The organism is Lentzea aerocolonigenes (genome assembly GCF_000974445.1).
Taxonomy (GTDB): Bacteria; Actinomycetota; Actinomycetes; order Mycobacteriales; family Pseudonocardiaceae; genus Lentzea; species Lentzea aerocolonigenes.
Window position 1 is genome coordinate 124346 of sequence record NZ_BBOJ01000021.1, and the last position, 24934, is coordinate 149279.

The 24934-nt window shown below is 69.5% G+C and carries 22 protein-coding genes; 8 read left to right on the forward strand and 14 right to left on the reverse strand.

What is annotated here, in order from left to right; genetic code table 11:
• The first annotated feature begins 1 nt into the window (after window position 1).
• On the forward strand, window positions 2-1507 hold the full coding sequence (locus AOM45_RS35560) for an acyl-CoA synthetase (protein ID WP_030468517.1): 1506 nt from the start codon (window positions 2-4) through the stop codon (window positions 1505-1507).
• Between the two features lie 6 nt (window positions 1508-1513).
• Here the strand turns inward: AOM45_RS35560 and AOM45_RS35565 are convergent, their stop codons facing one another.
• The 4 genes from AOM45_RS35565 to AOM45_RS35580 form a co-directional block, all read right to left on the reverse strand.
• Window positions 1514-1933, reverse strand: a complete 420-nt coding sequence (locus AOM45_RS35565; protein WP_030468518.1) for a pyridoxamine 5'-phosphate oxidase family protein — start codon at window positions 1931-1933, stop codon at window positions 1514-1516.
• Window positions 1930-3645 carry an aa3-type cytochrome oxidase subunit I gene (gene ctaD, locus AOM45_RS35570; protein WP_051783712.1) on the reverse strand — a complete coding sequence of 572 codons (1716 nt, stop codon included), beginning with the start codon at window positions 3643-3645 and terminating at the stop codon, window positions 1930-1932. The genes AOM45_RS35565 and ctaD overlap by 4 nt, the downstream gene beginning before the upstream one ends.
• 99 nt (window positions 3646-3744) lie before the next feature.
• Window positions 3745-4491: a sigma 54 modulation/S30EA ribosomal C-terminal domain-containing protein gene (locus tag AOM45_RS35575; protein WP_051783714.1), complete on the reverse strand. Its 747-nt coding sequence runs from the start codon at window positions 4489-4491 to the stop codon at window positions 3745-3747.
• A gap of 113 nt (window positions 4492-4604) precedes the next feature.
• Complete coding sequence (locus tag AOM45_RS35580; protein ID WP_081902208.1) at window positions 4605-5465, reverse strand: PaaX family transcriptional regulator; 861 nt, start codon at window positions 5463-5465, stop codon at window positions 4605-4607.
• Between the two features lie 105 nt (window positions 5466-5570).
• Between AOM45_RS35580 and AOM45_RS35585 the strand changes: the two genes are divergently transcribed.
• Window positions 5571-6482, forward strand: a complete 912-nt coding sequence (locus AOM45_RS35585; RefSeq protein WP_162185671.1) for an extracellular catalytic domain type 1 short-chain-length polyhydroxyalkanoate depolymerase — start codon at window positions 5571-5573, stop codon at window positions 6480-6482.
• 59 nt (window positions 6483-6541) lie between these two features.
• On the opposite strand, the gene AOM45_RS35590 is transcribed toward AOM45_RS35585, so the two are convergent.
• Window positions 6542-7882, reverse strand: a complete 1341-nt coding sequence (locus tag AOM45_RS35590; protein WP_030468523.1) for an aspartate aminotransferase family protein — start codon at window positions 7880-7882, stop codon at window positions 6542-6544.
• A gap of 79 nt (window positions 7883-7961) precedes the next feature.
• On the reverse strand, window positions 7962-8444 hold the full coding sequence (locus AOM45_RS35595) for an Lrp/AsnC family transcriptional regulator (RefSeq protein ID WP_030468524.1): 483 nt from the start codon (window positions 8442-8444) through the stop codon (window positions 7962-7964).
• 127 nt (window positions 8445-8571) lie between these two features.
• Between AOM45_RS35595 and AOM45_RS35600 the strand changes: the two genes are divergently transcribed.
• Together AOM45_RS35600 and AOM45_RS35605 are read left to right on the forward strand one after the other, a co-directional pair.
• Entirely contained in the window at window positions 8572-10017 is a 1446-nt protein-coding gene (locus AOM45_RS35600) for an aminobutyraldehyde dehydrogenase (protein WP_030468525.1), read from the forward strand.
• 12 nt (window positions 10018-10029) lie between these two features.
• Complete coding sequence (locus AOM45_RS35605) at window positions 10030-11070, forward strand: agmatinase family protein (RefSeq protein WP_030468526.1); 1041 nt, start codon at window positions 10030-10032, stop codon at window positions 11068-11070.
• A 147-nt stretch (window positions 11071-11217) separates the two neighbouring features.
• Here the strand turns inward: AOM45_RS35605 and AOM45_RS35610 are convergent, their stop codons facing one another.
• The 6 genes from AOM45_RS35610 to AOM45_RS35635 all read right to left on the reverse strand — a co-directional run bounded on the left by AOM45_RS35610 (window position 11218) and on the right by AOM45_RS35635 (window position 18815).
• A complete protein-coding gene (locus tag AOM45_RS35610; RefSeq protein WP_030468527.1) occupies window positions 11218-12858 on the reverse strand; it encodes an amidohydrolase in 1641 nt (546 codons plus the stop codon).
• Entirely contained in the window at window positions 12855-14324 is a 1470-nt protein-coding gene (locus AOM45_RS35615) for an APC family permease (RefSeq protein ID WP_030468528.1), read from the reverse strand. The genes AOM45_RS35610 and AOM45_RS35615 overlap by 4 nt, the downstream gene beginning before the upstream one ends.
• Window positions 14325-14560: 236 nt before the next feature.
• Window positions 14561-15676, reverse strand: coding sequence for a glycoside hydrolase family 68 protein (locus AOM45_RS35620; RefSeq protein ID WP_301314207.1), 1116 nt, complete (start codon window positions 15674-15676; stop codon window positions 14561-14563).
• A 4-nt stretch (window positions 15677-15680) separates the two neighbouring features.
• A complete protein-coding gene (locus tag AOM45_RS35625) occupies window positions 15681-16505 on the reverse strand; it encodes a carbohydrate ABC transporter permease (protein ID WP_030468530.1) in 825 nt (274 codons plus the stop codon).
• Window positions 16502-17455, reverse strand: coding sequence for a carbohydrate ABC transporter permease (locus AOM45_RS35630; protein ID WP_236703945.1), 954 nt, complete (start codon window positions 17453-17455; stop codon window positions 16502-16504). The genes AOM45_RS35625 and AOM45_RS35630 overlap by 4 nt, the downstream gene beginning before the upstream one ends.
• 7 nt (window positions 17456-17462) lie before the next feature.
• Window positions 17463-18815, reverse strand: a complete 1353-nt coding sequence (locus tag AOM45_RS35635) for an ABC transporter substrate-binding protein (protein ID WP_030468532.1) — start codon at window positions 18813-18815, stop codon at window positions 17463-17465.
• 124 nt (window positions 18816-18939) lie between these two features.
• Between AOM45_RS35635 and AOM45_RS35640 the strand changes: the two genes are divergently transcribed.
• Complete coding sequence (locus AOM45_RS35640; RefSeq protein ID WP_030468533.1) at window positions 18940-19995, forward strand: LacI family DNA-binding transcriptional regulator; 1056 nt, start codon at window positions 18940-18942, stop codon at window positions 19993-19995.
• Between the two features lie 36 nt (window positions 19996-20031).
• Here AOM45_RS35640 and AOM45_RS35645 read toward each other — a convergent pair whose 3' ends face one another.
• Complete coding sequence (locus tag AOM45_RS35645; RefSeq protein WP_030468534.1) at window positions 20032-20661, reverse strand: lytic polysaccharide monooxygenase auxiliary activity family 9 protein; 630 nt, start codon at window positions 20659-20661, stop codon at window positions 20032-20034.
• Between the two features lie 399 nt (window positions 20662-21060).
• Here AOM45_RS35645 and AOM45_RS35650 point away from each other — a divergent pair, with 399 nt between their 5' ends.
• Window positions 21061-22146 carry an RICIN domain-containing protein gene (locus AOM45_RS35650; RefSeq protein WP_030468535.1) on the forward strand — a complete coding sequence of 362 codons (1086 nt, stop codon included), beginning with the start codon at window positions 21061-21063 and terminating at the stop codon, window positions 22144-22146.
• A 3-nt stretch (window positions 22147-22149) separates the two neighbouring features.
• Here AOM45_RS35650 and AOM45_RS35655 read toward each other — a convergent pair whose 3' ends face one another.
• Window positions 22150-22767 (reverse strand): TetR family transcriptional regulator, encoded by a 618-nt coding sequence (locus tag AOM45_RS35655; protein ID WP_030468536.1) that lies wholly within the window; start codon window positions 22765-22767, stop codon window positions 22150-22152.
• Between the two features lie 58 nt (window positions 22768-22825).
• Between AOM45_RS35655 and AOM45_RS35660 the strand changes: the two genes are divergently transcribed.
• Both AOM45_RS35660 and AOM45_RS35665 read left to right on the forward strand, forming a co-directional pair.
• Window positions 22826-23614 (forward strand): SDR family oxidoreductase, encoded by a 789-nt coding sequence (locus AOM45_RS35660; protein ID WP_030468537.1) that lies wholly within the window; start codon window positions 22826-22828, stop codon window positions 23612-23614.
• A 10-nt stretch (window positions 23615-23624) separates the two neighbouring features.
• The gene (locus AOM45_RS35665; RefSeq protein WP_030468538.1) at window positions 23625-24710 is read left to right on the forward strand and encodes an NAD(P)H-dependent amine dehydrogenase family protein; all 1086 of its coding nucleotides are present in this window, start codon (window positions 23625-23627) and stop codon (window positions 24708-24710) included.
• The last annotated feature ends 224 nt before the right edge of the window (window positions 24711-24934 follow it).

Consider the following 24934-nt stretch of genomic DNA (forward strand, 5'->3'; position numbering starts at 1 on the left):
GATGACCGGGCCGGCCAACACCGGCGTCGGCAGCTGGCCGGCCCGCCGGGCACGCATCTCCCCGCACCGCACCGCTCTGGTGCAGGCGGACCGCACGCTGACCTACGCCGAGCTCGCCCAGCGGGTCGAGCGCCTCGCCGGTGTCCTGGCGAGGCTCGGCGTGCGGCCCGGCGACCGCGTGGCGTACCTGGGCGTCAACGACATCAGCGTGTTCGAGACGCTGTTCGCGACCGCGTCCTGCGGGGCGATCTTCGTGCCGCTCAACTACCGGTTGTCCGGCACGGAGATCAGCTACATGCTCGCCGACTGCGGCGCGTCCCTGCTGGTGCACAGCGCGGACGCCGACGGGCTCGTGGCGTCGGCGGGTCCGCTGCCGCGCGTGCTGCGCACCGAGGACTTCGACGCCGAAAACTCCGGCGAGCCACCGTCGCCCGCCGTGGCGCTCGACGATCCCTGCCTGCTCCTCTACACCTCCGGCACGACGGGCAAACCGAAGGCGGCGGTGCTCACCCACGGCAACCTCACGTGGAACACCGTCAACCAGCTCGCGCACTTCGACGTCCTCAGCACCGACCGCGCACTGTGCATCGCGCCGTTGTTCCACTGCGTGGGCCTGGGTCAGATCACGCTGCCGACGTTGTTCAAGGGCGGCAGCGTCGAGCCGGTCGCCAGGTTCGATCCGGGAGCGATCCTCGCCCGCATCGCCGAGGCGCGGATCACCACTTTCTCCGCCGTGCCGACGATGTTGCAGATGATGTGCCAGGACCCGTCCTGGGACACCACGGATCTCAGCTCGCTGACGTGCGTGCTCTACGGCGGCTCACCGGTGCAGGAACGCGTCGCGCGGGCGTGGCTCGACCGCGGCGTGCGGCTGCTGCAGGGCTACGGCATGACCGAGGCCTCCCCCGGCGTGTCGATGAGCACCCACGACGGCACGCCCGACCACCCCCTCTCGGCCGGCGTCCCCCACTTCTTCACCGATGTGGCCGGACTGAGCGCTGACGAATGCAGCACCCCGCTCGGCCCGGACCCGGCGGAGCTGCTCGTCCGCGGCCCCAACGTGTTCTCCGGGTACTGGAACCGTCCACAGGAGACTCGTGACAGCTTCGTCGGCGAGTGGTTCCGCAGCGGCGACGTCGTCAGGTCCGACGACGGCTGGATCCACGTGGTGGACCGGGTCAAGGACCTGATCATCTCGGGCGGCGAGAACGTCTACCCGGCCGAGGTCGAGGCCGTCGTCGTGCAGCTGGACGAGGTCGAGTCGTGCGCGGTGGTCGGCGTGCCCGACGAACGCTGGGGCGAGGTCGGCGTCGCCTACGTCGTGGTGCGCTCCGAGCTCACCGAGGCCGCGCTGCGCGACCACCTGACCGCGAACCTCGCGCGCTACAAGGTACCCAGGCACGTGGTGTTCGTGGAGTCGTTGCCGCGCAACGCGACCGGGAAGGTGCGCCGGGTGGAGCTGAGGGCGCGGGCCGCCACCACCTTCGCGCAGAAGGGATCCGGCTGACCGCGCTCAGGTCACCACCACCTCCCGTGCCTCGACCAGCTCGAATCCGTTGATCATCCTCGGGCGGATGCGGATGAGCTGGTTCATCGCGCCGTCGACCCACGGTTGCAGCATCTCCTCGTACCGGTGCACCTCGCCGGCTTCCTGGACGCGGCGGGCGTACCCGGTGATGATCACACTCCAGCCCAGCCGGCTGTCCGCGTCGATCGCGTCCGCCTCGTAGGCCACCACCACGCCGACGGACCTCAGCAACGCCGCCCCCAGATGGGTGCGGATGATCACCGCACCACCGTCGACGACGTGGTTGACCGGCCGGATGGCCGGCATCGCGTTCTGGGAGAACACCACACGACCGAAGGGAACGCTGCCGAGCCGGTGCAGTGCCTCGTCGTTCGTGAGCTCGCGCATTTGACGTGTGCCGGTCACGGCGCCTTCGTCCCTTCTGGCAGTTCCTTGCCGGTGAAGCCCACGTGCGCCTCCCGGTTGATCCGCTCGACCATGTGCGGGTAGTGCAGTTCGAACGCGGGCCGGATCGAGCGGATCCGCGGCAGCTCGGTGAAGTTGTGCCGTGGTGGAGGGCACGACGTCGCCCACTCGAGCGAGTTGCCGAAGCCCCAGGGGTCGTCGACCGTGACGATCTCACCGAAGCGGTAGCTCTTCACGACGTTCCACAGGAACGGCAGCGTCGAGGCGCCCAGCACGTACGCGCCGATCGTCGACAACGTGTTCAGCGCCGTGAAGCCGTCCGTCTCCAGGTAGTCGGCGTACCGGCGCGGCATGCCCTGGTTGCCGAGCCAGTGCTGCACCAGGAACGTGGCGTGGAACCCGACGAACGTGAGCCAGAAGTGCAGCTTCGCCAGGCGTTCGTCCATCATCCTGCCGGTGATCTTCGGGAACCAGAAGTAGATGCCGGCGAAGGTCGCGAACACGATCGTGCCGTAGAGCACGTAGTGGAAGTGGGCCACCACGAAGTACGTGTCCGACACGTGGAAGTCCAGCGGCGGCGCGGCGAGCAGCACGCCGCTCAGCCCGCCGAACAGGAAGGTGACCAGGAAGCCGACGGAGAACAGCATCGGCGACTCGAAGGTCAGCTGTCCCTTCCACATCGTGCCGATCCAGTTGAAGAACTTGATGCCCGTCGGCACCGCGACCAGGAACGTCAGCAGGGCGAAGAACGGCAGCAGCACGGCGCCGGTGGCGTACATGTGGTGTGCCCACACCGCGACGGACAGCGCGGCGATGGACAGCGTGGCGTAGACGAGTCCTTTGTAGCCGAAGACCGGTTTGCGGGAGAACACGGGGATGATCTCGGAGATCACGCCGAAGAACGGCAGGGCCAGGATGTAGACCTCGGGATGCCCGAAGAACCAGAACAGGTGCTGCCACAGCACGACACCGCCGTTGGCCGGGTCGAACACGTGCGCGCCCAGCAGCCGGTCGGCCAGCAGGCCGAAGCCCGCCGCGGTCAGGATCGGGAACACCACCAGCACCAGGACGCTCGTCACCAGGATGTTCCAGGTGAACACCGGCATCCGCCACATCGTCATGCCCGGCGCGCGCAGGCACACCACCGTCGTGATCATGTTGACGGCGCCGAGGATGGTGCCGAGACCGCCCACCGCCACGCCGACGATCCACAGGTTGGCGCCGGCACCGGGCGAGTGGATCGCGTCGGACAGCGGAACGTAGGCGAACCAGCCGAAGTCCGCCGCTCCGCCCGGCGTGACGAAGCCGCCGAGCATCAGCAGACCTCCGAAGAGGAACAACCAGAACGACAACGCGTTGAGGCGCGGGAACGCGACGTCCGGCGAGCCGATCTGCAGCGGCAGCACGAAGTTCGCGAACCCGAAGACGCTGGGCGTGGCGTACAGCAACAGCATCACCGTGCCGTGCATGGTGAACAGCTGGTTGTACTGCTCCGCGGACAGGAACTGCAGCCCGGGACGTGCCAGCTCCGTGCGGATCAGCATCGCCATCGCTCCGCCGATCATGAAGAAGGCGAACGTGGTGACGAGGTACATCACACCGATCTGCTTGTGGTCGGTGGTGCGGAACAACTGCAGCAGAGCCGAACCCTTGATCCGGACGCGCGGCGGATTCGGCTGCACCTCGACCGGTGCGGGAACCAGGGCGGTCACGTTCTCTCCTGTGTCACGGGAAGCACGCGTGAATCCTGATCGCGGCCAGGAGGGTCCATCAGGGACCAAAGTCCCGGCTGGGCCGGGACTCTGCGTCGATCACCGAGCGGCCGGGGTGATAAGTCCGTAATGACCGTCGTAACGCCGGTACAGCACCGAGCCCCGGTTCGTGTCGGCGCTGCGGAAGAACCGGAACGGCAGCTCCGTGGCGTCCAGCCGCTCCACCGCCTCCTCCGGGGTCAGCAGCGGCACCTCGTGCACGTTGACCGTCAGCGGCACCGACACCGGCCCGGCAGGCGGTGCCGTGCTCACCAGCCGGGCGAGGCGGTACCCCGTCGGCCCGATCCGGTAGATCGCACTGTCCTCTCCGGTCTCGGCGTCGACGAACAGGTGGACGTCGTAGTCCATCAGGTCCATCGTGCGCGCCGCCTGGTCCGGTGTGCAGCGCACCGGTGTGCAGTACTTGCGACGGACGATCTCCCGCTGTCCGTTCACCTCTACCACCGCGACCCTGGGCCGCTCGTTCCGCCAGACCTCGAGCCCCGCGAGGGCGGGCAGCCGCTGCGCCAGGCTCCGCCGCAGCGACTGCGCCGCCTCGGGGAAGAACGCACCGGCGGCCTGCCCGCGCACCGGCTGTCCCCGCAGCTCGAAGTTGGCCTGCACCAACGCCGACCACGGCGACGCGGAACGAGCACCGCGCGTCAGCTTGATCCGGACGGCAGGACTCGCCCCCGGCAGCCGGGCCAGCAGGGCATCGACCTGGTCGCGGACGAGCTCGCGCACGTCGTCCAGCACCTCACCGGCGGTCTGCGTCGCGATCTGACCGTCGGATCTTCTCCGGCGCACTTCAGCCTCCGAGAACCCTGCGGGGTGGAACTTCCCGGCTGTGAAGCTAGGCGGGAAGCCCCACGGGCGATCAGGGCACAAGGTCCCTTCCGGCACCGTTCGAAGAACTCTGGCTACCGGCCGGAGGCGGACTGGGCCTCTTCGTCCACAACGGATTCGAGCACGTCGGCGGCCAGTTCCCCGGCCGACCGCTCCCACCCCCGCCGCAACTCCCGGAACAGCGCGGCAGCACGCGTCCCCGGCCACCCCTCCGGCAGCAACACCGACGGCAGCACCGGATCGCGGCGGATCAGCAGCAACCACTCCGCCCCGAGCAGGATCCGCCGCGACAGCTCGTCCAGGTGCTCGAACCCGTCGTCGCCCCAGCGCGCCAGGAAGTCCGAGTAGCCGGCCGCGATCGCCGGCAGGTCCCAGGCCTCCGCGGCGATCCGCGCGGGGTCCGTCCACCTGAACGCCTCGGCGCGGAACACCTCGGCGTGGTCGAGGAGGTCGAGCTCCGCCAGCGTCGCCGAGACGTCCGCGTCGGATGTCGAGACCCACAGGCCGCTGCGCAGCGGGCCGAAGCCGAACCAGCCCAGGCGGGTGCGCAGGGCGTGCCGGTCCGCGCGCCTGCTCTCCGGGACCGAGAACGTCAGCAGCGTCCAGCGGCCGTCCCAAGTCGAATCGACGATGTCGCCGTCGAGTTTGCGTTGGCCGTCGCGCAGCACCGCGGTGCCGTGGTCGGTCAACCCCAAGAACGCCTGCCGTCCTCGGCGGACCGTGCGGAGCAAACCGCGGCGGCCCATGCGGCCGAGTGCTGTCCTGGCTGCGTGTTCGCCGATGCCGAGCCGTCCCAGCGCGGTGACGATCCCGACTGTCGACACCGCCACGCCCCGGTCGAGCACGTGGTCGCCGAACAGGGCGAGCGCGGCGGTTTCCGGGCGCACCGCAGACCCGGCAACGCCACCGTCCGGAGGAGTCAACTCTGCTGACATCGGCCCATTATTCGTCGAATGGCTCGCCACGTCATTCGTCAAAAGATTGACGGCCGTCAGAGATCTGAATACCTTCGGTGGTCCGGAATCCCTGACCGGAGGTCGATGATGACCACACGCAAAGCCCTCATCACGCTCTTCACCGCCCTGCTCACCCTCGCCGGAGTCCTGGCACCACAGGCATCCGCCGCGTCACTGGTGGAGGTGACCAACTTCGGGAACAACCCGGGCGGGATGCGCATGCACGTCTACGTGCCGGACACCCGACCCGCCAAGCCCGCGATCGTGGTGGCCATGCACGGCTGCGGCGGCTCGGGCCCCGGCTTCTACTCGGGCAGCGAGTTCGCCTCGCTCGCCAACCGCCGCGGGTTCATCGTGATCTACCCGAGCGCGCAGCAGCAGGCCGGGTTCGGCAAGTGCTTCGACACCTGGTCCGCCGCGGGGAAGCAGCGCGGCGGCAGCGATGCCGCGTCGATCGTCTCGATGGTGACCTACGTCCAGCAGCGCTACAGCGGCGACCCGAACCGCGTCTACGCCACCGGTTCGTCGTCCGGCGGCATGATGACGCAGCACGTGCTCGCTCTCTACCCGGACGTCTTCAAGGCGGGCGCGGCGTTCATGGGCGTGCCGTTCACCTGCTTCGCCAACGCCGCCGACTTCCCGCCGCCCGGCAGCAAGTGCACCAACGGATCCATGAACCGCACCCCGCAGCAGTGGGGCGACGCCGTCCGGCAGGCCTTCCCCGGCTTCACCGGCCAGCGGCCGCGAGTCCAGCTGTGGCACGGCACCAACGACACCCTCGTGCCCTACTCGCTGCTGCAGGAGTCGATCGAGCAGTGGACCAACGTGTTCGGCCTGAGCCAGACGCCGACGTCCACCGACACCCCGCGCCAGAACTGGAACCGGCGCAAGTACGCCGACAAGGTCGAGGCGTACAGCATCCAGGGCGCCGGCCACAGCCTGCCGGCGACCGGCATGGCCGCCGTCGCACTGGATTTCTTCGGCATCACCGGCTGACCCGATCACGATGAACGGCGCATTTGTCCACCTCACGTGAACGAATGCGCCGTTCATCGCTAGATCAGTTTCCAGGCGCCTTCCAGGGCGTGGCGGATGATCTGCTCCATCTCGTCGAAGTGGGACTGCTCGCAGATCAACGGCGGCGACAGCTGGACGACGGGTTCGGCGCGGTCGTCGGCACGGCAGTACAAACCGTTGTCGAACAACGTCGTCGACACGTACCCCTTGAGGATTCGCTCGGACTCCTCCGCGGTGAAGCTCGTCTTGGCTTCCCGGTCCTTGACCAGTTCGATGCCGTAGAAGAACCCCGTGCCGCGGACGTCACCGACGATCGGCAGGTCCCGCAGCTTGTCCAGAGTGGACTTGAAAGCGTCCTCATTGGACAGGACGTGCTCGTAGATGCCATCGCGCTCGATCAGGTCGAGGTTCGCCAGCGCCACCGCGCACGACACGGGGTGGCCGCCGTAGGTCGAGCCGTGCATGAACACCGTGCCGTCCTTGCGGAACGGCTCCATGAGCCGCTCGTCGATCAGCACCGCGCCGAGCGGGGCGTAGCCGGACGTGAGCCCCTTGGCAGTGGTGATCATGTCGGGCTGGTAGCCGTAGCGCTGAGCGCCGAAGGTGTGGCCGAGGCGGCCGATCGCGCAGACCACCTCGTCCGACACCAGCAGCACGTCGTGCCGGTCGCAGATCTCGCGGACCCGCTGGAAGTAGCCGGGCGGCGGAGGGAAGCAGCCGCCGGTGTTCTGCACCGGTTCGAGGAACACGGCGGCCACGGTGTCCGCGCCCTCGAACAGGATGGCCTGCTCGATCTGGTCCGCGGCCCACCTGCCGAACGCCTCGTAGTCGTCGGCGTGCTCCGGTGCGCGGTAGAAGTTCGTGTTGGGCACCCGGATCGTGCTGGGCACCAGCGGTTCGAAGTCCTTCTTCAGCGCGGGCAGGCCGGTGATCGACAGGGCGCCCTGCGACGTGCCGTGGTACGCGAGCGACCGGCTGATCACCTTGTGCTTCGTCGGCTTGCCGGTGAGCTTGAAGTAGTTCTTGGCGAGCTTCCACGCCGTTTCGACGGACTCGCCGCCGCTGACGGTGAAGAAGACCCGGTTGAGATCGCCCGGCGCCTCGGCGACGAGACGCTCGGCCAGCTCGATCGCCCGCGGATGCGCGGCCGACCACAGCGGGAAGTAGGCGAGCTCGCGCGTCTGCCGGGCGGCGGCTTCGGCGAGCTCCTCGCGGCCGTGGCCGACCTGGACCGTGAACAGGCCGGCGAGTCCGTCGAGGTACCGCCTGCCCTCGGTGTCCCAGACGTACGCGCCTTCACCACGCGCGATGACGGGCACGGCGTGGTCGTCGGCGTCGGCGTGGCGCGTGAAGTGCAACCAGAGATTGTCAAGCGGCATGCCTACGTTTATCGCACACGTAACGTGCGATGGCAAGCGAATCAGTAGCCAGAACGGTCCAGAGCGACGAAATCCGCAGTCAGCGAGTGCCCCACTGGTAGGACTGCTTGCGCAGCGAGAGGTAGACGAGCAACTCGGTGTCCGCCACCCCCGGCAACGTGCGCACGCGGTGCGAGATCAGTTCGAGCAGCGCGTTGTCGTCCTCGCACACGACCTCGCACAGCACGTCGAAGCGACCGGCGCAGACCACGACGTAGGCGACCTCGTCGATCTCGGCGAGCGCGTCGGCCACGGGCTCGATGGGGCCCTGCACGTTGACCGCGACGAGCGCCTGGCGGAACATCCCGACCTGCAACGGATCGGTGACCGCGACGATCTGGATGACCCCGGCGTCCGACAGCCGCTGCACCCGCTGGCGCACGGCGGCCTCGGACAGGCCCACCGCCTTGCCGATCGCGGCGTACGGCCGGCGGCCGTCCTCCTGGAGCTGCTCGATGATCGCCTTCGAGACGTCGTCGATGATCAGCTGGTTGCGGTCGTCCGCGGGGCTCGTCCTCTTCACGCGCCCAGTATGACCATCCGCGATCACTTGAGCGCACCATCGCAATCCTCCTGCGGTTCCGGTAGCTTGAAGGCGCATCTACCACTGAATCCGTCGTCCAAGCACCCGTCGACTGAGGAGAAGCACCGTGAGCGACAGGCTGGAACTGCGCAACTTCGTCGGCGGTGAGCACGTCGGCACGGTCGAGGGCCGGCGTGAGGACCTGGTCGACCCTGCGAGCGGTGAGGTGTTCGGGAGCACGCCGGTCTCCGGCGCCGAGGACGTCGACCACGCCTGCCGGACCGCCGCCGCGGCGTTCGAGACGTGGCGCGACGTGACGCCCGCACAACGGCAACGGGCGTTGCTGGCCTTCGCCGACCTGGTGGAGGAGCACGCCGACGAGCTCGTGCGGGCCGAAAGCCGCAACACGGGCAAGCCTCTTGGGCTCACCGCGAGCGAGGAGCTGCCCGCCGCCGTGGACCACCTCCGGTTCTTCGCGGGTGCCGCGCGGGTGCTCGAGGGCAAGGCCGCCGCCGAGTACCTGCCCGGCCACACCAGCTTCGTGCGGCGCGAACCGATCGGCGTCGTCGGTCAGGTCACGCCGTGGAACTACCCGCTGCTGATGGCGGTCTGGAAGATCGCCCCGGCGCTCGCGGCCGGCAACACGATCGTGCTCAAGCCGTCGGACACGACCCCGGTGACCACGATCCGTCTCGCCGAGCTCGCGGCCGAGGCCCTGCCCGCCGGGGTGTTCAACGTCGTGTGCGGCGGCCCGGAGACCGGACAGGCGCTGGTCGAGCACGAGATCCCGCAGCTCGTCGCGATCACCGGCTCGGTGCGCGCGGGCAGTGCCGTGGCCACCTCGGCGGCCCGCGACCTCAAGCGGGTGCACCTCGAGCTCGGCGGCAAGGCACCGGTGGTGGTGTTCGACGACGCGGACGTCGAGGCCGCGGCCGCGGCGATCGCCACGGCGGGCTACTTCAACGCGGGCCAGGACTGCACCGCCGCGACCCGTGTGCTCGCCGGGCCGGGCGTCCACGACGACTTCGTGGCCGCGCTCACCGAGCAGGCCAGGCGCACGACCACGACCTACGAGAAGGGCGCGGAGGACCCGGACGCGCTCGTGCCGCCGGTCAACAACGCGCGGCAGCTCGCCCACGTCACCGGGTTCCTCGACCGCGCGCCCGCCCACGCCGAGATCACCGCGGGCGGCCGGCGCCAGGGCGACAGGGGGTTCTTCGTCGAGCCCACCGTCGTGACCGGGCTGCGGCAGGACGACGAGATGGTGCAGCGGGAGATCTTCGGCCCGGTCATCACCGTGCAGCGGTTCACCGACGACGACCAGGCCGTCGCCTGGGCCAACGGCGTCGACTACGGCCTCGCGTCGAGCGTGTGGACCCGCGACTTCGGGCGCGCCATGCGGATGAGCAAGCGACTGGACTTCGGCTGCGTGTGGATCAACGCGCACATCCCGCTCGTCGCCGAGATGCCGCACGGTGGTTTCAAGAAGTCCGGCTACGGCAAGGACCTTTCGCTGTACGGGTTCGAGGAGTACACCCGCGTGAAGCACGTCATGGCCAACATCGAGTCCTGACAGGAGAGACGCATGAGCCGCTACGGCGCCCAGTTCGGGCCGGACGTCACGTTCCTGGGCGTCGAGCGGTGCAGCCTCGACGAACCGGAGTCCTTCGCCGGGGCGGACGTCGTCGTCCTCGGCGCGCCCTTCGACGGCGGCACCTCCCACCGTCCCGGCACCCGCTTCGGCCCGCAGGCCATCCGCACCACCGACTACCTCCCCCACGACGGCTCGCGCCCCAGCCTCGCGCTGCGCACCGACGGGCTGCGCGACCTGCGCGTGCTCGACGCCGGAGACGTGGAGATGTACTCCGGCGACATCACGACCGCCCTGTCCGCGCTGGAGAGGGCGGTCGAGACCGTGACGCGGTCCGGCGCGATCCCGGTCGTCCTCGGCGGCGACCACTCGATCGCCTTCGCCGACGCCAAGGGCATCGCCAACGTCGTCGGGCACGGCCGGATCTCCATGCTCCACTTCGACGCGCACGCCGACACCGGCGACATCGAGTTCGGGTCGCTGTGGGGACACGGCCAGCCGATGCGCAGGCTCATCGAGTCGGGTGCGTTGCGCGGAGACCGGTTCCTGCAGATCGGGTTGCGCGGCTACTGGCCCCCACCGTCGACATTGGACTGGATGGCCGCGCAACGCATGCGGTCCTACGAGATGACCGAGATCGGCCACCGCGGCCTGGAAGCGTGCCTCACGGAGGCGTTCGGCATCGCCACCGACGAGTGCGAGGGCGTCTTCCTGTCCGTCGACATCGACGTGTGCGACCCCGGCCACGCCCCCGGCACCGGAACCCCCGAGCCGGGCGGGCTCTCCGCGCGGCAGCTGCTCGACTCGGTCCGCCGGATCTGCCTGGAGCTGCCCGTCGTCGGCATGGACGTCGTCGAGGTGAGCCCTCCCTACGACCACGCCGACATCACGGCGGCGCTGGCGAACCGCGTGGTGCTGGAGGCGTTGTCGGCGATTGCGCGCCGCCGGCGTGACGCCACGGAGGGCACGCGGTGGGACCCGTCGCGGCCGCTGCTCTCGGATCGACCGGCACCGGAGTCAGCAGGCTCGGACTGACTCCGGTGCGGCCCGCGGCGGGTCAACCGACCAAAGCCGACCCGGGCGCGCCCCGCGGGTCGGCCACCGCAGTCGATGAACGGACTCCGGCGCGTCGGCCACCACAGCCAACCGATCAAGGCCGGCCCGGCGCGCCGGCCACCACGGTCAGCGGACCAACGCCGACTCCGGTGCGTCCGCCGCGCGGTGCACGATCACGCCACCGACCACGGTCAGCGCGATCGGCGCCTCCGCCAGCTCGTCCGGATCGGCCCGCAACGGGTCGACGGTGAACGCGGTGAAGTCCGCCCGCCCGCCGATCGCGATCCGCCCGCCACCGGGTTCGCCCGCGGCCAGCGCGGCGTGCGAGGTGTAGCCCTCCAGCGCCATGCGGGCGGTGAGGCCCTGGGTCGGGCCCACCGGCGGCACCTCCGGTTCCAGTGCCGGCCTGCGCGTCATCGCCTCGGCCAGGCCGTGGCGGGCGTCGAACGGGGCCACCGGCCAGTCCGAACCGAGCACCACCGGCACGCCGGCGTCGCGCAGGTCGCGGCACCGCCAGGCGCGGTCGGCCCGGTGCGTGCCGAGGCGCACCGACCAGTTGTCGGTCTGGTCCGCTCTGGTGAAGTGGCTGCAGTGCGTGGGTTGCATGCTCGCCACCACTCCCTGGCGGCGGAACCTGTCGATCAGGTTGCCCGGCAACGTCTCGACGTGCTCGACGCGGTGCGGCACGGAGGCCGTGCGGGCGAGCCCGTCGAGCGCGTCCAGGACGTGGCGCACGGCCGCGTCACCGATGGCGTGCGTGGCGGTCGGGACACCGGCCGCGGCGAGCTCGCGCAGGGCGTGGGTGTAGGCGTCGACGTCGGGCCAGAGGCTCTCCGTCGACTCCCCCAGCGCGTCGGGCGCCTCCAGCCAGGCCGTGCCGTTGTCGATCGTGCCGTCGAGCATGAACTTGACCGCGGCGACCTGCCAGCGGCGGCCACCGCGGCCCTGCAACCCGATCAAGGAAGAGATGCCGTCGGCGTCGACACCGGGATCGCACCAGGGCGCGAACCGCAGCCGCAGCGGCAGGTCGCCCAGTTCCTCGGCCGCGGTGAGGACCTCCTCGCTGTCTCCGAGCAGGTCCATGACGTGGCCGGCGGTGAGGCCGGTGGCGGCCATCTCGCGCAGCAGCACGTGCAACCGGGCGGCGCGGGCCGCGACCGGCTCCACCGGCACGTGGTCGAGCACCAGCTGCATCGCCGCCGACTCGTGCAGCAGCCCGGTGGGGCGCCCGGTCTGGTCGCAGACCACGGTCGAGCGCTGGTCGAACTCCCTGGGGCCGTCGATCCCGGCGATGCGCAGCGCGGCCGGTGTCACCAACGCCGAGTGCGCGTCGAAGAAGCGGACGAACGCGGGCCTGCCGCCCACCGCGTCGTCGATCAGCGCCCCGGTCAACGGCCTGCCGCCGAACACGTTCGGGTCGAGTCCCCACCCCTGCACCCAGGCGTCGGGTGGACGGGACGCGGCCGCTTCGGCGAGCAGGCGGCACGCCTGGTCCGGGTGACGGACCTGGGACAGGTCGACGTCGGCGGTCAGGCTCAACCCGGCCACCGGATGGAAGTGACCGTCGACCAGGCCGGGGGTCAGCACGGCCCGGCCGAGGTCGACCACCTCGGTGCCCGGACCGCGCCAGTCCCGCACGTCACGCCTGCTGCCGACCGCGCTGATCACTCCGCCGCTCACCGCGACCGCCTCCACCGGGCGGGCACCGACGGTCAGCGTGTGCACCGTGTGGACGGTGTCGGCGCACAGGACGAGGTCCGCTTTCACGCGGCGGCCTCCTGATCCGCGCCCATGCCGACACGCGCGTAGGTCTCGGGACGCCGGCCGCGCAGCCAGATCGCGAACACCCAACCGGCGAGCAGGGTCACCGGGACGATGCCGACGAGCACGACGTTGACGCTCGCCGGTGCGTTGGTGAGCAGCGCGACGTTGTCGATCAGGACGTAGGTCGCCCCGGCCAGCAGCACGGTGGACACGATCGCGGCGGTCAGCGCCGCCGGTGTGCTCGCCGCCTTGTTGCGCCGCAGGAAGTAGACCGCGCAGGAGATCGCGGTCAGCGCCTGCAGCACCACGATGCCGACGACACCCGGAGTGTTGACCCACAGCAGGAGACCCGTGACGGGGTCGGCGCCGGCGAACGCGAACCCGCCGATCACGACCACCGCGAGAACCGTCTGCACGACGCTCGCACGGTACGGAGACCCGAAGCGCGGGTGCACCTTGCCGATCCACGCGGGCAGCACGCCGTCCTCGGACAGTGCGTGGGTGTAGCGGGTGATCGCGTTGTGGAACGCGATCTGCGACGCGTAGACGCTGGAGATCACGAGGAGGCGCATCAGCGTGGCCGCCCACGGCCCGACGTAGGTCTCGGTCGCCGCGAAGAACAGGCCGGGGAGGTTCTCGGTGGCGGCGCCGACGACCTTGTCGCTGCCGAACCCGATCACCACGGACCAGACGATGAAGCAGTAGAACACCGCCATGAACCCGACGGCGAAGTAGGTCGCGCGGGGAATGGTGCGTTCCGGGTCGCGGGCCTCCCTGCGGTACAGCGCAGTCGACTCGAAGCCCATGAACGCCGCGAAGGCGAACGCCAGCACACCACCCATGCCCGGCGTGAAGGCCGCGGCGGGGGTGAACGACGCACCGTCCACACCGGACGCACCGCCGTGCGTGAACACGCCGATCGCCATCAGCAGCAGGATCGCGGACTCGAGCACCAGCAGGACGCCGAGGACCTTCGCGCCGACGTCGATGCCCAGCCAGGCGATGACGAGCACCAGTCCGAGCGCGATGAACGCGATGACCGGCCACGGCACGGTCACCCCGAACAGGTCGGCGAGCGTCGCCCTGGTCTGCGCGGCGAACAGGCCGTAGACCCCGATCTGCAGGGTGTTGTACGAGACCAGCGCCAGCAGCGCGGCCGCGAGCCCCCAGCCGCTGCCGAGCCCTTTGGCGATGTAGGCGTAGAACGCGCCCCCGCCGCGGACGTGCTTGGTCATGCGGGTGAACGCGACCGCGAAGATCACCAGCACCGCTCCGGCGGCCAGGTAGGCGAGCGGTGCTCCGACGCCGCCGATCATGAGGCCGAGCGGTGCGACACCGGCCATCACGGTGAGCGGGGCCGCGGCCGCCACGACCATGAAGACCAGGCCTCCGGTGCCGAGCACACCGCGTTTGAGCTGCCCCTCCGGTAACGGAGCGCTGGTGTCGTCCGTGGGGACGGTTCGGGTCATGGCGCGCCCTTCCGCTGTGTCTGGGGTCACTCGTCCTGTGGTTGCCGAATCATTGGCCAACATCCGCCCCAAGTCAAGTTTTTCGTAGCAAAACCGGCCACTCGACACTCAAACAGTAGCTGGAGCGTGCTTCGACAACGAAAACAGTTGTGCAACCGCTTGATCCGTTCGCATGAAAAAGCCACCGGCCCGGTGGTGCACCGGGACCGGTGGCTGGACGTCTCGCCCCTCGACCGTCAGCAGGCCAGAGCGGTGGTGTCCTCCTTCAGCGTCAGGTGGAGGGTGGGCGCGACGGTGCCGCCGAACCGCGCCCGCGCCGTCACGGGGTCGGCGAGCCGCGCGCCTTCCCCGTCGGGCGCCAGGTAGTTCACGAAGCTCTCGACGCTGAGATCGGGCAGCACGAGCCAGGCGTAGGCCTGCTCCGGCTGCTCCGCCGGGTTCGCGATCACCAGGCCGGAGCCGTTGAGCGGCCGGTACGGGCCCGTCAGCGCGGGCGCGACGAACCCGTAGAGCCCGGTCGGCGCGAGACCGGCCGGGTGGAAGGTCCGGCTCGTGGTGCAGAAGAAGAGGTAGTACCGGCCGTCGTGCACGACCACGTGCGGCCGTTCGATCTCGTGGTTCACGCCCTCCGAGACCACCAACGGCGGCAGGAGCGTCCACTCCTGCGCGGTCACGTCGGCGAGCGCGATGGCGCCGGTGTAGTCGTCACCCCACGGGATCGAGGCCGCGATGAGCAGGTACTCGCGTCCGTCCGCCGGATCGCGGAACCAGCCGGGGTCGCGGAAGGCCTGGATGCGGCCGGCGCCGCCCTCGACCTCGTCCGCCGGCAGGTAGGGGTCCTGCCCGCGCAGGGCGACCCGGTGCGCGGAACCCCGGTCGAGCGCTACCTCTCCGTCGACGGTGAGCCGCGGCCGCGTCAGGACGACCCGCTGGTGGAACGTCGGCGTGGCCTCACCGCGCACACCGGCTCCGGTGTAGAAGACCGACACCGTGCCGTCGGCCCTGCGCACGGCAGACCCCGACCACTCGCGGCTCCCCGGTGACGCGCCGTCGGCGAAGGCGTCGCCGAGGTCGTGCCACTCGTCGCCCTTCCTCGCCAGCAACCGGATCCGCGCACGGTCGTGGCGTTCCTCCGGATGTCCGGCGACGGGAGCTGCCAGTGCCATCCACAGCTCGGCGCCGTCGGCGAGGCACACCGAACCGTCCTCTTCCTGGATCGGCCAGCTGTCCCAGACGTCGTGCTGCGGCAGTGCTTTCGGGGCGGCGGTGATGATCGGCGCCGTGGTGGCCCCGTCGGGGACGAGCCGGTCGAGGTGCCGTCTCGTCCACCGCGTGGTCTGGATGTCGGTCAGCGGATCAGCCCTTCAGAGAACCCTGCAGCAGCGCCGAGGTGAAGCGGCGCTGGAAGATCAGGAAAAGAACGAGGACGGGTGCGAGCACGAGCAGCGATCCCGCGCACAGCAACGGGATGTCGGTGCCCCACTGGCCCTGGAAGGCGCCGAGCGCACCGGCCATGGTGCGCTTGCGGGGGTCGCCGACGAGGACGATCGCGAGCAGGAACTGGTTCCAGGTCCACAGGAACTGCAGGATCGCCAGCGAGGAGATGGCCGGCATCGCCAGCGGCACGTGGATGCGCCAGAACTGCTGCCACGAGTTGGCGCCGTCGATCTGGGCCGCTTCGGAGATGTCACCGGGCATCGTGACGAAGTGGGCGCGCATCCAGAACACGCCGAAGGGCATGAACAACGCGATGAGCGGCAGGATGATCGCCCACCGGGAGTTCAGCAGGCCGAGGTCCCGGATCTGGTAGTACAACGGCGTGATGACGCCTTCGTACGGCAGCGTCAGGCCGAGCACGAACATCAGGAACACCCAGCGGTGCCCCTTCATCCTCAGCTGACCGATCGCGAAACCCGCCATCGTCGCCAGCAGCAGCGACAGCGGCACCACGCCGAGCACGATGAGCGTGCTCGACTGGAGCAGCTCACCCATGTGCGCCGCCTGGAACGCGGTCGCGAAGTTGTCCCACCGCGGCTCGCTCGGCCACTCCAGCCCGGTCGGGTACGTGCCGGAGGGGTGCAGCGCGGTGACGAAGAGGCTCACCAGCGGCAGGACGGTCATCACCATCAGCAGGACGAGGAACACCCGCCCCAGCCACGCTTCACGACGTCCGACGATCACGACTCCTCCTTCGTGAGCCGCTGGATCGGCAGCACACACACGAGCACCAGTACGACGAGCACCACCGCGAGAGCCGAGGCCACGCCGACCTGCCGTTCGACGAACGCCTGGTAGTAGATCTCCAGGCCGGGCACCATCGTCGTGTTCCCCGGACCGCCCTGCGTGGCGATGTAGACGATGTCGAAACTCGCCAGCGCCGCGATGACCGTGACCGTGACGCAGACGCCGATCTCCTGCCGCAGACTCGGCACGGTGATCGAGAAGAACTCGCGCAACGGTCCGGCGCCGTCGATGCGCGCGGCCTCGTACAGCGCCGGGTCGATCTTGCTCATCCCCGCCAGGAGCAGCAGCGTGCACAGGCCCAGCAGCACCCACGCGCCGATCACGCCGACCGCGGGCAGCGCCGTGCCGAAGTCGCCGAGCCACGCCCTGGTCACGCCGCCGAGCCCGACCGCGGACAGCACCTGGTTGACCAGGCCGTTGCCCGACAGCAGCCAGCTCCACGCGATACCGGCGGCGACCAGCGGGATCACCTGCGGGATGAACAGGACCGTCCGCGCGACGGCGGCGAGCCGGCTGGTGGCGATGCGCCGGATCGTGGCGGCGATCGCGAGGCCCAGCAGCACCGGCACGCCGCTGAAGAACACGATCAGCTCGAAGGCGTTGACGATCGTGCCCGACAGCTCGGGGTCGGTGAACACCTTGACGTAGTTGTCGAAACCCACCCACGGGGAAGCGCCGATGCCGTCCCACTCGTAGAACGAGTACTGCACCGTCCGCCCCATCGGCAGCAGGACGAACAGCGCGTAGGCCGTGATCGCGGGGGCCACGAAGAGCCACGCGACCCACGCCTTCCCGCGCCGCCGCACGCGCGGCTTCGCGGTTTTCGTCAGAACTTCGGAACGTGCGGCCGGCGGCGTGAGAACGCCACCGGCCATCCGCTGCGTCATCGGCGGTTCAGCTCCCGACCTGGGTCTGGTAGTCGCTCTGCACCGCCTTGAGCAGCCCCTCAGGGCTCTGCTCCCCGGCGAACAGCTTCTGCAGCTGCGGAGTCCAGCTCTTGGCGTAGATCGCGCCGGTGGCGTTGGCGATGAAGTCCATGGCGCCGTTGTCCTTCGAGATCCGTTCGCCGGCGGCCAGCGTCTCCGCGGTCACCGTGCCCTGAGCCACCGCGGGCATCTTCGCGTCGGCCGCTCCCATCGGGTGCGAACCGCCGACCTCCACCGCGATCCGGCGCGCGGTCTCGTTCGTCGCCACCCAGTCCAGGAAGACCGCGGCGCAGTCGGCGTTCTTCGCCTTGGCGCCGATGCCGAACGTGAGCGGCGCCGACATCGCCGCCACCTTGCCGCCCTTCTCCGCGGGCAACGGGAAGAAGCCCACCTCGCCCGGCATCTTCTTGTCGAGGTTCCCGGACTCCCAGTCACCGTTGAACATGAACAACCCGTTGCCCGCCAGGAACTCGCTCATCATCTTGGCGTAGTCCATCGCGTTGGCGTCCTTGGCGAAGTAGCCCGACTTGATCCAGCCCTGCAGGTGCCCGGCCGCCTTGACGTTCGACGGGGTGTCGATCGTGGCGCCGGGCTTCTGGTAGATCCAGTCGTTGACCGGCTTCGGGTCGCCGTAGGCCGCCATGAGGTTCTGCAGCGGGAACGCGAGCCCGCCGGTGGCGCCGCCGTTGAACACGGTGATCGGGGTGACGCCGGCCTGCTGGGCCTTCGCGAGCACGCCGTCGAACTCCGCGAGCGTGGTGGGCGCCGCCGTCATGCCGACCCGCTCGGCGAGGGTCTTGTTGTAGAAGACGCCGGTGACGCTGAAGTTCAGTCCCATCGCGAACAGCGAGCCCTCACCGCGCGCGCCGCCGCCGGGCTTCATGCGCAGCTGTTCCAGCTGGGACGCCGGCCACTTGTCCCAGCCGAACACTCCGGCGTATCCGTCGAGGTTCTTCAGCAGGTTGTTCTTCACGAGCTCGGAGACCTGCGGCAGGCGCATCAGGTCCGGCGGGTCGTCCGCCAGCACGCGCGGCGCGTTCTGCGTGATCACCGCGAACTGGTCCTCGCGGATGTCCCACTTGACGTTGGGGAACTGCTTGGAGAACTCGTCGCTCAGCGCCTTGGGCAACGGGAAGCCCGTCTCGAAGTACGCGCGCAGCGTGACCGGTTGCGTGCCACAGGTCGGTTTCTCGGTCAGGGCCGCGCCCGTGTCCGTCGACTGCACACCGGTGCCGCCGGGTCCGCCACAGGCTGCCAGCAGAGCGGCTGCCAGTAAGGCGGCACCGGCCAGACTTCCGCGGTGACTGGTGCGACGCGGCATTGCGCCTCCTCGGATCCACTTCGCCGACCGGCGCCTGTCCGCCGGTTGCTAAATCGTGTTAGCAGGGCGCAGTGTTACCCTCGCCCCGACTGAAGTCAAGATCCTGCGGTGCGGAGGTTTTTCCTTGAGTCCACGGAGGGTGACGCTCGCCGAGGTCGCCGAGCGCGCCGGTGTGTCCCGGAGCACGGCGTCGCTCGTGCTGGCGGGGCGCAGCCGTGAGCTGCGGATCTCGCACAGCGTCGAACAACAGGTCATCGCCGCCGCGAAGGAGCTGGACTACCGGCGCAACGCGGTGTCCGTCGGCCTGCGCACCGGCAAGACCCGCACGATCGGCTTCGTCTCGGACACGGTCGCCACGTCCCGGCTCGCCGGTGACATGATCAAGGGCGCCGTCGAGGCCGCCCGCGAGCGGGACCTGCTGCTGTTCATCGGTGAGACCGAGGGCGAGGAGGACCTGGAAGTCGGCCTGCTGCAGGCGATGCACGACCGCCAGGTCGACGGCATCATCTTCGCGTCGATGTTCACCAGGGCCGTCGAGACCCCGGCCGCGCTGACGACCGGCCCGGCGGTGCTGCTCAACGCGGTACCGAAAGGACAGTCCACTTTGTCCTCGGTCGTGCCGGACGAGATCGGGGCGGGCCGCAGCGCCGCACAGGTGCTGCTCGACGCGGGCCACCGCGACGGCATCCACCTCATCGGCGTCGGCCCGCGAATCCGTGACGTCCCACCGGAAGCACTCGCCGGCGTCCAACGGCTCACCGGCATCCACGAGGTGTTCACCGGCGCGGGCGTCGAGCTCGCCGGCGGCCGGATCTGCTCGGACTGGCAGCCGGAACTCGGTTACGAGGCAACCCGGGAACTGCTGCGGGAGACCACGCCGTCCGCGTTGATCTGTCTCAACGACCGGATCGCCGTCGGCGCGTACCAGGCCCTCGACGACTTCGGCCTCAAGGTGCCCTCGGACGTCTCCGTCGTCTCGTTCGACGACCACCCCGTCGCGACCTGGATCCGCCCCAAGCTCACCACGATCGCGCTCCCCCACTACGAGCTCGGCCGCAAGGCGGTCGAGGTGCTCCTGCGCGAGATGGATTCCGACAGCGAGGGATCCGCACCGCTGGGCGAGACGCACCGCCTGCCGATGCCGGTGCGGTTGCGCGACTCCGTGGCCGCCCGGTCGTGAGCGGGTGTGGCCGCACCCGCTCACGACACGGTGAGGTCAGCCGAAGTTCACGTCACTGCACCACATGTAGGCCTGGTCGAGGTGTGAGGCCTGCCAGATCGTGAAGACGATGTGGTGCCCGCGGTAGCCGGACGTCTGGACGTTGAACGTGATGTCCTTGGCCGGGGCGTACCTTCCGGTCTGCGTGATGAAGTCGAGGTTGTTCCAACCGAGGCTCTGGGTGGTCGGGTCGTACCCGTTCTTGCTCACGTAGACGCGGAAGTAGTCGGCGCCGTGACTCGCCTGGTCGTACAGGTGCATCGTGAAGTTGCTGCCCACGTTGGTGGTCTTCCACCGGCCGGGCGTGTTGAGGGAGTTGTTGCGCGCCAGGGCGTTGCTGCAGAGCTGCCCGTTGGGCGTGGCGCCCTGGAAGTTGCCCTTGAGCCCGTCCCGCAGCGCGCTCATCCAGTTCCACATGGTGTCGGCGTTGGCCTGGAACGCCTGCCAGCACATGGGGTCCTGGTCCTTCATGGCGGGGTTGGTGTGCTGACTGCCCCACGTCTTCCAGCACTGGTAGGCACGGGTCGCCGGGCCGATGATCGTGCCGTGCGCCGAGGCCGTGGGAGCGGTCCACAGGATTGTGCAGGCCAGCATGCCGATGATCACTGCGATGCTGCGCGTACGCATGAATGGGCCTCCATCCGGTGATCGAGCAGGGGATCGAGCAGCGGCGGACTGGGAGCGCTCCCAGGGAATATAACCTACACGTAACGCTTCGAAACCGCAAGGAAACGTTGAGTGATCACCGGCGAGGGTTCGAGGGTGCAGCGAAGCTGAACGCCTGACACAACGTGCCGGCCGGTCACACACCAGCTGATTTCACCGTTCATGTGAACGCTAACTCAAACGACTGCCCGCTCCGCCGCCGCAAATGTGTCAGACCATCATCTTTCAGAATCGATCTGTTGAAGGCATTCGACGAGGTCATCGACAAGTCGTCTCAACTGGAAGTTCCCTTGACACCACATTGCCTCGCGGCCCAATGTGATCGCTAACACCATTGTTGCTCTCATCGAGGAGAACACGATGACGATCAAGACGTGGCGGGCCGTCGCCTGCGCCGCCGCTCTGCTCACCGCCACGCTGCCGGCCGCACCGGCGCTCGCGGAGTCCAACGGCGGAACGCGGGTCATGCCGCTGGGCGACTCGATCACCGAGGGCACGCAGGTGCCGGGCGGCTACCGCATCGGGCTGTGGCAGCGGCTCTCGAACTACCGCATCGACTTCGTCGGCTCGCAGTTCAACGGTCCGTCGTCGCTGGGCGACCACGACCACGAGGGACATCCGGGCTGGCGCATCGACCAGATCGACGCGAACATCGTCAGCTGGCTGGGCAACACCAACCCCCGCAGCGTGTTGCTGCACATCGGCACCAACGACGTGCTGCAGAACTTCGACCTGGCCAACGCGCCCGCACGTCTGTCCACTCTGGTCGACCGCATCACCTCGACCGCGCCGAACGCCGACGTGTTCGTCGCGACGATCATCCCGTTGTCCAACGCCGGGCAGGAGTCCGCCGCGCGGACGTTCAACGCCACGATCCCGGGAATGGTGCAGAGCAAGGTCAACGCGGGCAAGCGCGTGCACCTGGTCGACATGCACTCCGCCCTCACCACGGCCGACCTGATCGACGGTGTCCACCCGACCGCCGGCGGCTACGACAAGATGGCCGCCACCTGGAACACCGCGCTGCGCTCCGTGCCCGGCAGCATCGGTGACCCCACGGGCACGGCCCGGCAGATCGTGGGCGTGCCGTCGGGCCGGTGCGCCGACGTTCCCGGGGCGACCACGAACAACGGCACGCAGCTCCAGCTGTGGGACTGCCACGGTGGCACCAACCAGAACTGGACCTACACCTCGTCCAAGCAAATGGTGGTCTACGGCAACAAGTGCCTCGACGCCTACGGCTGGGGCACCACCAACGGCACCCCGGCGGCGATCTGGGACTGCACCGGCGGCGCGAACCAGCAGTGGAACGTGAACGCCAACGGCACGATCACCAGTGCGCACTCCGGCCTGTGCCTGGACGCCAGCGGTGGCGGATCGGCCAACGGCACGAAGCTCGTTCTGTGGACCTGCAACGGGGCCGCGAACCAGCAGTGGAGGTCGTGACAGTCAGGTCGACACGGTCGCGGTGAGCATTCCGACGACCAGGTCGACCAGCTCCGAGGCCGTGTGCGCGTCGTCCTGAGACAGGTCGTCCGCGCACACGGCCCGTTCGCGATCGGCGAGCAGTGCGAACAGCACGGTCGGCAGCACGCGCAGCCGCCGACGCCTGACCGCGGGCGGGACGTCCTCCAGCGCGCGGTCCAGCCGCATGATGATCAACCGGACCGCGGCCCGGCCCGCCCGGTCGAGGTTCGCGTCGGCGGCCAGGGCCGGGTGGGTGCGGACCTGTTCGAGGAACCGGGCGTAGTGGGTGGCGCCGTGCTCGTACGGGACGGTCAGCATCGGCACGACCAGTGCCGCGACCAGGGCGCGGACGTCGTGCGCCGCGCCGGTCGCCTCGGCCTCGGTGAGCAGCTCCAGGCGGTGCTGCTCCAGGTCGGCGATGCGGTGCTCCGCGACGGCGTCGATCAACCCGTCCCTGCCGCCGAAGTGGTACTGCACCGCGGAGTTGTTGCGTTGCCCCGCGGCCGTCGCGATGTCGCGCAACGGCACTTCCGGGCCGTGCTCGGCGATCAACCGCTCGGCGGCGACGATGATCCGCTCCCTGGCGTCCGCACTGGCCACGGCACCACGTTAACACGCGCCTCTTGACTTTTAAGCACGTGGGCTTAACGTTGGCCGGGTGGTGACGGACATGTTCGGGTTGCCCGGCGCGGTCGCGGTCGTGACCGGCGCGGGCCGCGGAATCGGGGCCGCCTCGGCGGTCGCGCTCGCCGAGGCGGGTGCGGACGTGGTGATCAGCGCGCGCACCGCGGAACAGCTGGCCGAGGTCGCGGGGATGATCGAGGCGCTGGGGCGCAGAGCTGTCGCCGTGGCGGCGGACCTGTCCGATGTGGACGCTGTGAAATCATTGGCGCACACGGCGGCGGAACGGTTCGGGCGGTTGGACGTGGTGGTGAACAACGTCGGCGGCACCCTGCCGAACACGTTCCTGACGACCACGCCGGACTTCCTCGAGGACGCCTTCCACTTCAACGTCACCACCGCACACGCGCTCACCGGCGCGGCGGTTCCGCTCATGCTCGAGAGCGGTGGCGGGTCGGTGGTCAACATCGCCTCGGTGATGGGCAGGCTCGCCGGTCGCGGCTTCCTGGCCTACGGCACGGCGAAAGCCGCACTGACCCACTACACGCGCCTGGCCGCCACGGACCTCGCGCCGCGGATCAGGGTCAACGCGATCGACGTGGGCTCCGTGCACACCTCGGCGCTCGACGTGGTCGCGCGCGACGAGAAGATCAGGACCTCGATGGAGCAGGCGACGCCGTTGCGCCGCCTCGGACATCCAGACGAGGTCGCGGCCGCCGTGCTGTTCCTGGCGTCACGGGCCTCCGGCTACACCACGGGTTCGGTGCTGCGGGTCGACGGCGGCATCGGCGCGCCCAACCTCGACTTCAACCTCCCTGACCTCTGAGGAGACGCACGTGGCCCATCGCGTGGTGCAGTGGAGCACCGGCAACGTCGGCAGGTGGGCGTTGCGGGGGATCATCGACCACCCGGAGCTGGAGCTCGCCGGCTTGTGGGTGTCCAGTACCGCCAAGGAGGGCCGCGACGCGGGCGAGCTGGCCGGCCTCGACCGCTCCCTCGGCATCGCCGCGACCACCGACGCCGACCAGCTGATCGCTTTGAAACCCGACTGCGTGGTCTACACGGCGATGGCCGACCACCGCCTGAACGAGGCGATCGACGACCTGTGCCGGCTCCTGCGCGCGGGCATCAACGTGGTGGCGAGCGGCCCGGTGTTCCTGTCGTACCCGGACGGCACCGTGCCCCCGGAGGTGGTCGAGCCCGTCCGCCAGGCCGCGGCCGAGGGCGGAAGTTCGTTGTGGGTCAACGGAATCGACCCCGGCTGGGCCAACGACTGGCTGCCGCTGCTGCTGTCCGGCACCTGCCAGCGCATCGACCAGATCCGCTGCTCGGAGATCACGGACTACTCGACCTACGACAACCCGTTGGTGCTGTTCGACATCATGGGCTTCGGTTCGCCGCCCGACCACACTCCCCTGCTGCTGCAACCGGGAGTGCTCACCCTCGCCTGGGGCAGCGTGGTCCGCCAACTCGCCGCCGCCCTGGACGTCGAGCTCGACGCGGTGGTCGAACACCACGAACGTTTCCCCGCACCGCAGTCGTTCACGGTCGCGGGCCGCACGATCGCCGAGGGCACCATGGCGGCCCTGCGGTTCACCGTCAGCGGCATGGTCGGCGACCGCCCGGTGCTGGTGCTCGAACACGTCACCAGGCTTTCTGCGGACCACGCACCGGACTGGCCGCAGCCCGCCGGGACCGGGTGCTACCGCGTGGAGGTCACCGGTGAGCCCAACTACGTGCTGGACCTGCGGTTGACCGGCGGGGACGGCGACCACAACACGGCAGGGGTGGCGTCCACCGCGATGCGCCTGGTGAACGCGGTTCCCGCGGTGGTGGCGGCGCCGGCTGGGCTGCTGACGGCGCTCGACCTGCCGCTGACCACGGGGCGAGGACTGGTGTCGGGTCGGCCGCTGGTGTCGTGACGCTGGCGTGGCGGCGCGGGCGTGGCGGCGCACGCTGGTGTCGCAGCGCAGGCCGGGACCACCACGCTCCACTCGCCCAGACGTGTGAGCGCTAACAGCCCCACCACAAATCAATCGAATATTTCGACTATCGACGCCATCGAAGTGAACGTTAGCGCTCACATCACCCGTTGACCCGGCAACAGAACCGTCGCTAGATTCCGGTGCAGTTCTCCGGATCCGCA

Coding starts and splice junctions, on each gene's coding strand:
- AOM45_RS35560 (WP_030468517.1), top strand. CDS start 2: ATGACCGGGCCGGCCAACACCGGCGTCGGCAGCTGGCCGGCCCGCCGG.
- AOM45_RS35580 (WP_081902208.1), bottom strand. CDS start 5,465: ATGTCAGCAGAGTTGACTCCTCCGGACGGTGGCGTTGCCGGGTCTGCG.
- AOM45_RS35585 (WP_162185671.1), top strand. CDS start 5,571: ATGATGACCACACGCAAAGCCCTCATCACGCTCTTCACCGCCCTGCTC.
- AOM45_RS35590 (WP_030468523.1), bottom strand. CDS start 7,882: ATGCCGCTTGACAATCTCTGGTTGCACTTCACGCGCCACGCCGACGCC.
- AOM45_RS35605 (WP_030468526.1), top strand. CDS start 10,030: ATGAGCCGCTACGGCGCCCAGTTCGGGCCGGACGTCACGTTCCTGGGC.
- AOM45_RS35615 (WP_030468528.1), bottom strand. CDS start 14,324: ATGACCCGAACCGTCCCCACGGACGACACCAGCGCTCCGTTACCGGAG.
- AOM45_RS35630 (WP_236703945.1), bottom strand. CDS start 17,455: ATGACGCAGCGGATGGCCGGTGGCGTTCTCACGCCGCCGGCCGCACGT.
- AOM45_RS35635 (WP_030468532.1), bottom strand. CDS start 18,815: ATGCCGCGTCGCACCAGTCACCGCGGAAGTCTGGCCGGTGCCGCCTTA.
- AOM45_RS35645 (WP_030468534.1), bottom strand. CDS start 20,661: ATGCGTACGCGCAGCATCGCAGTGATCATCGGCATGCTGGCCTGCACA.
- AOM45_RS35650 (WP_030468535.1), top strand. CDS start 21,061: ATGACGATCAAGACGTGGCGGGCCGTCGCCTGCGCCGCCGCTCTGCTC.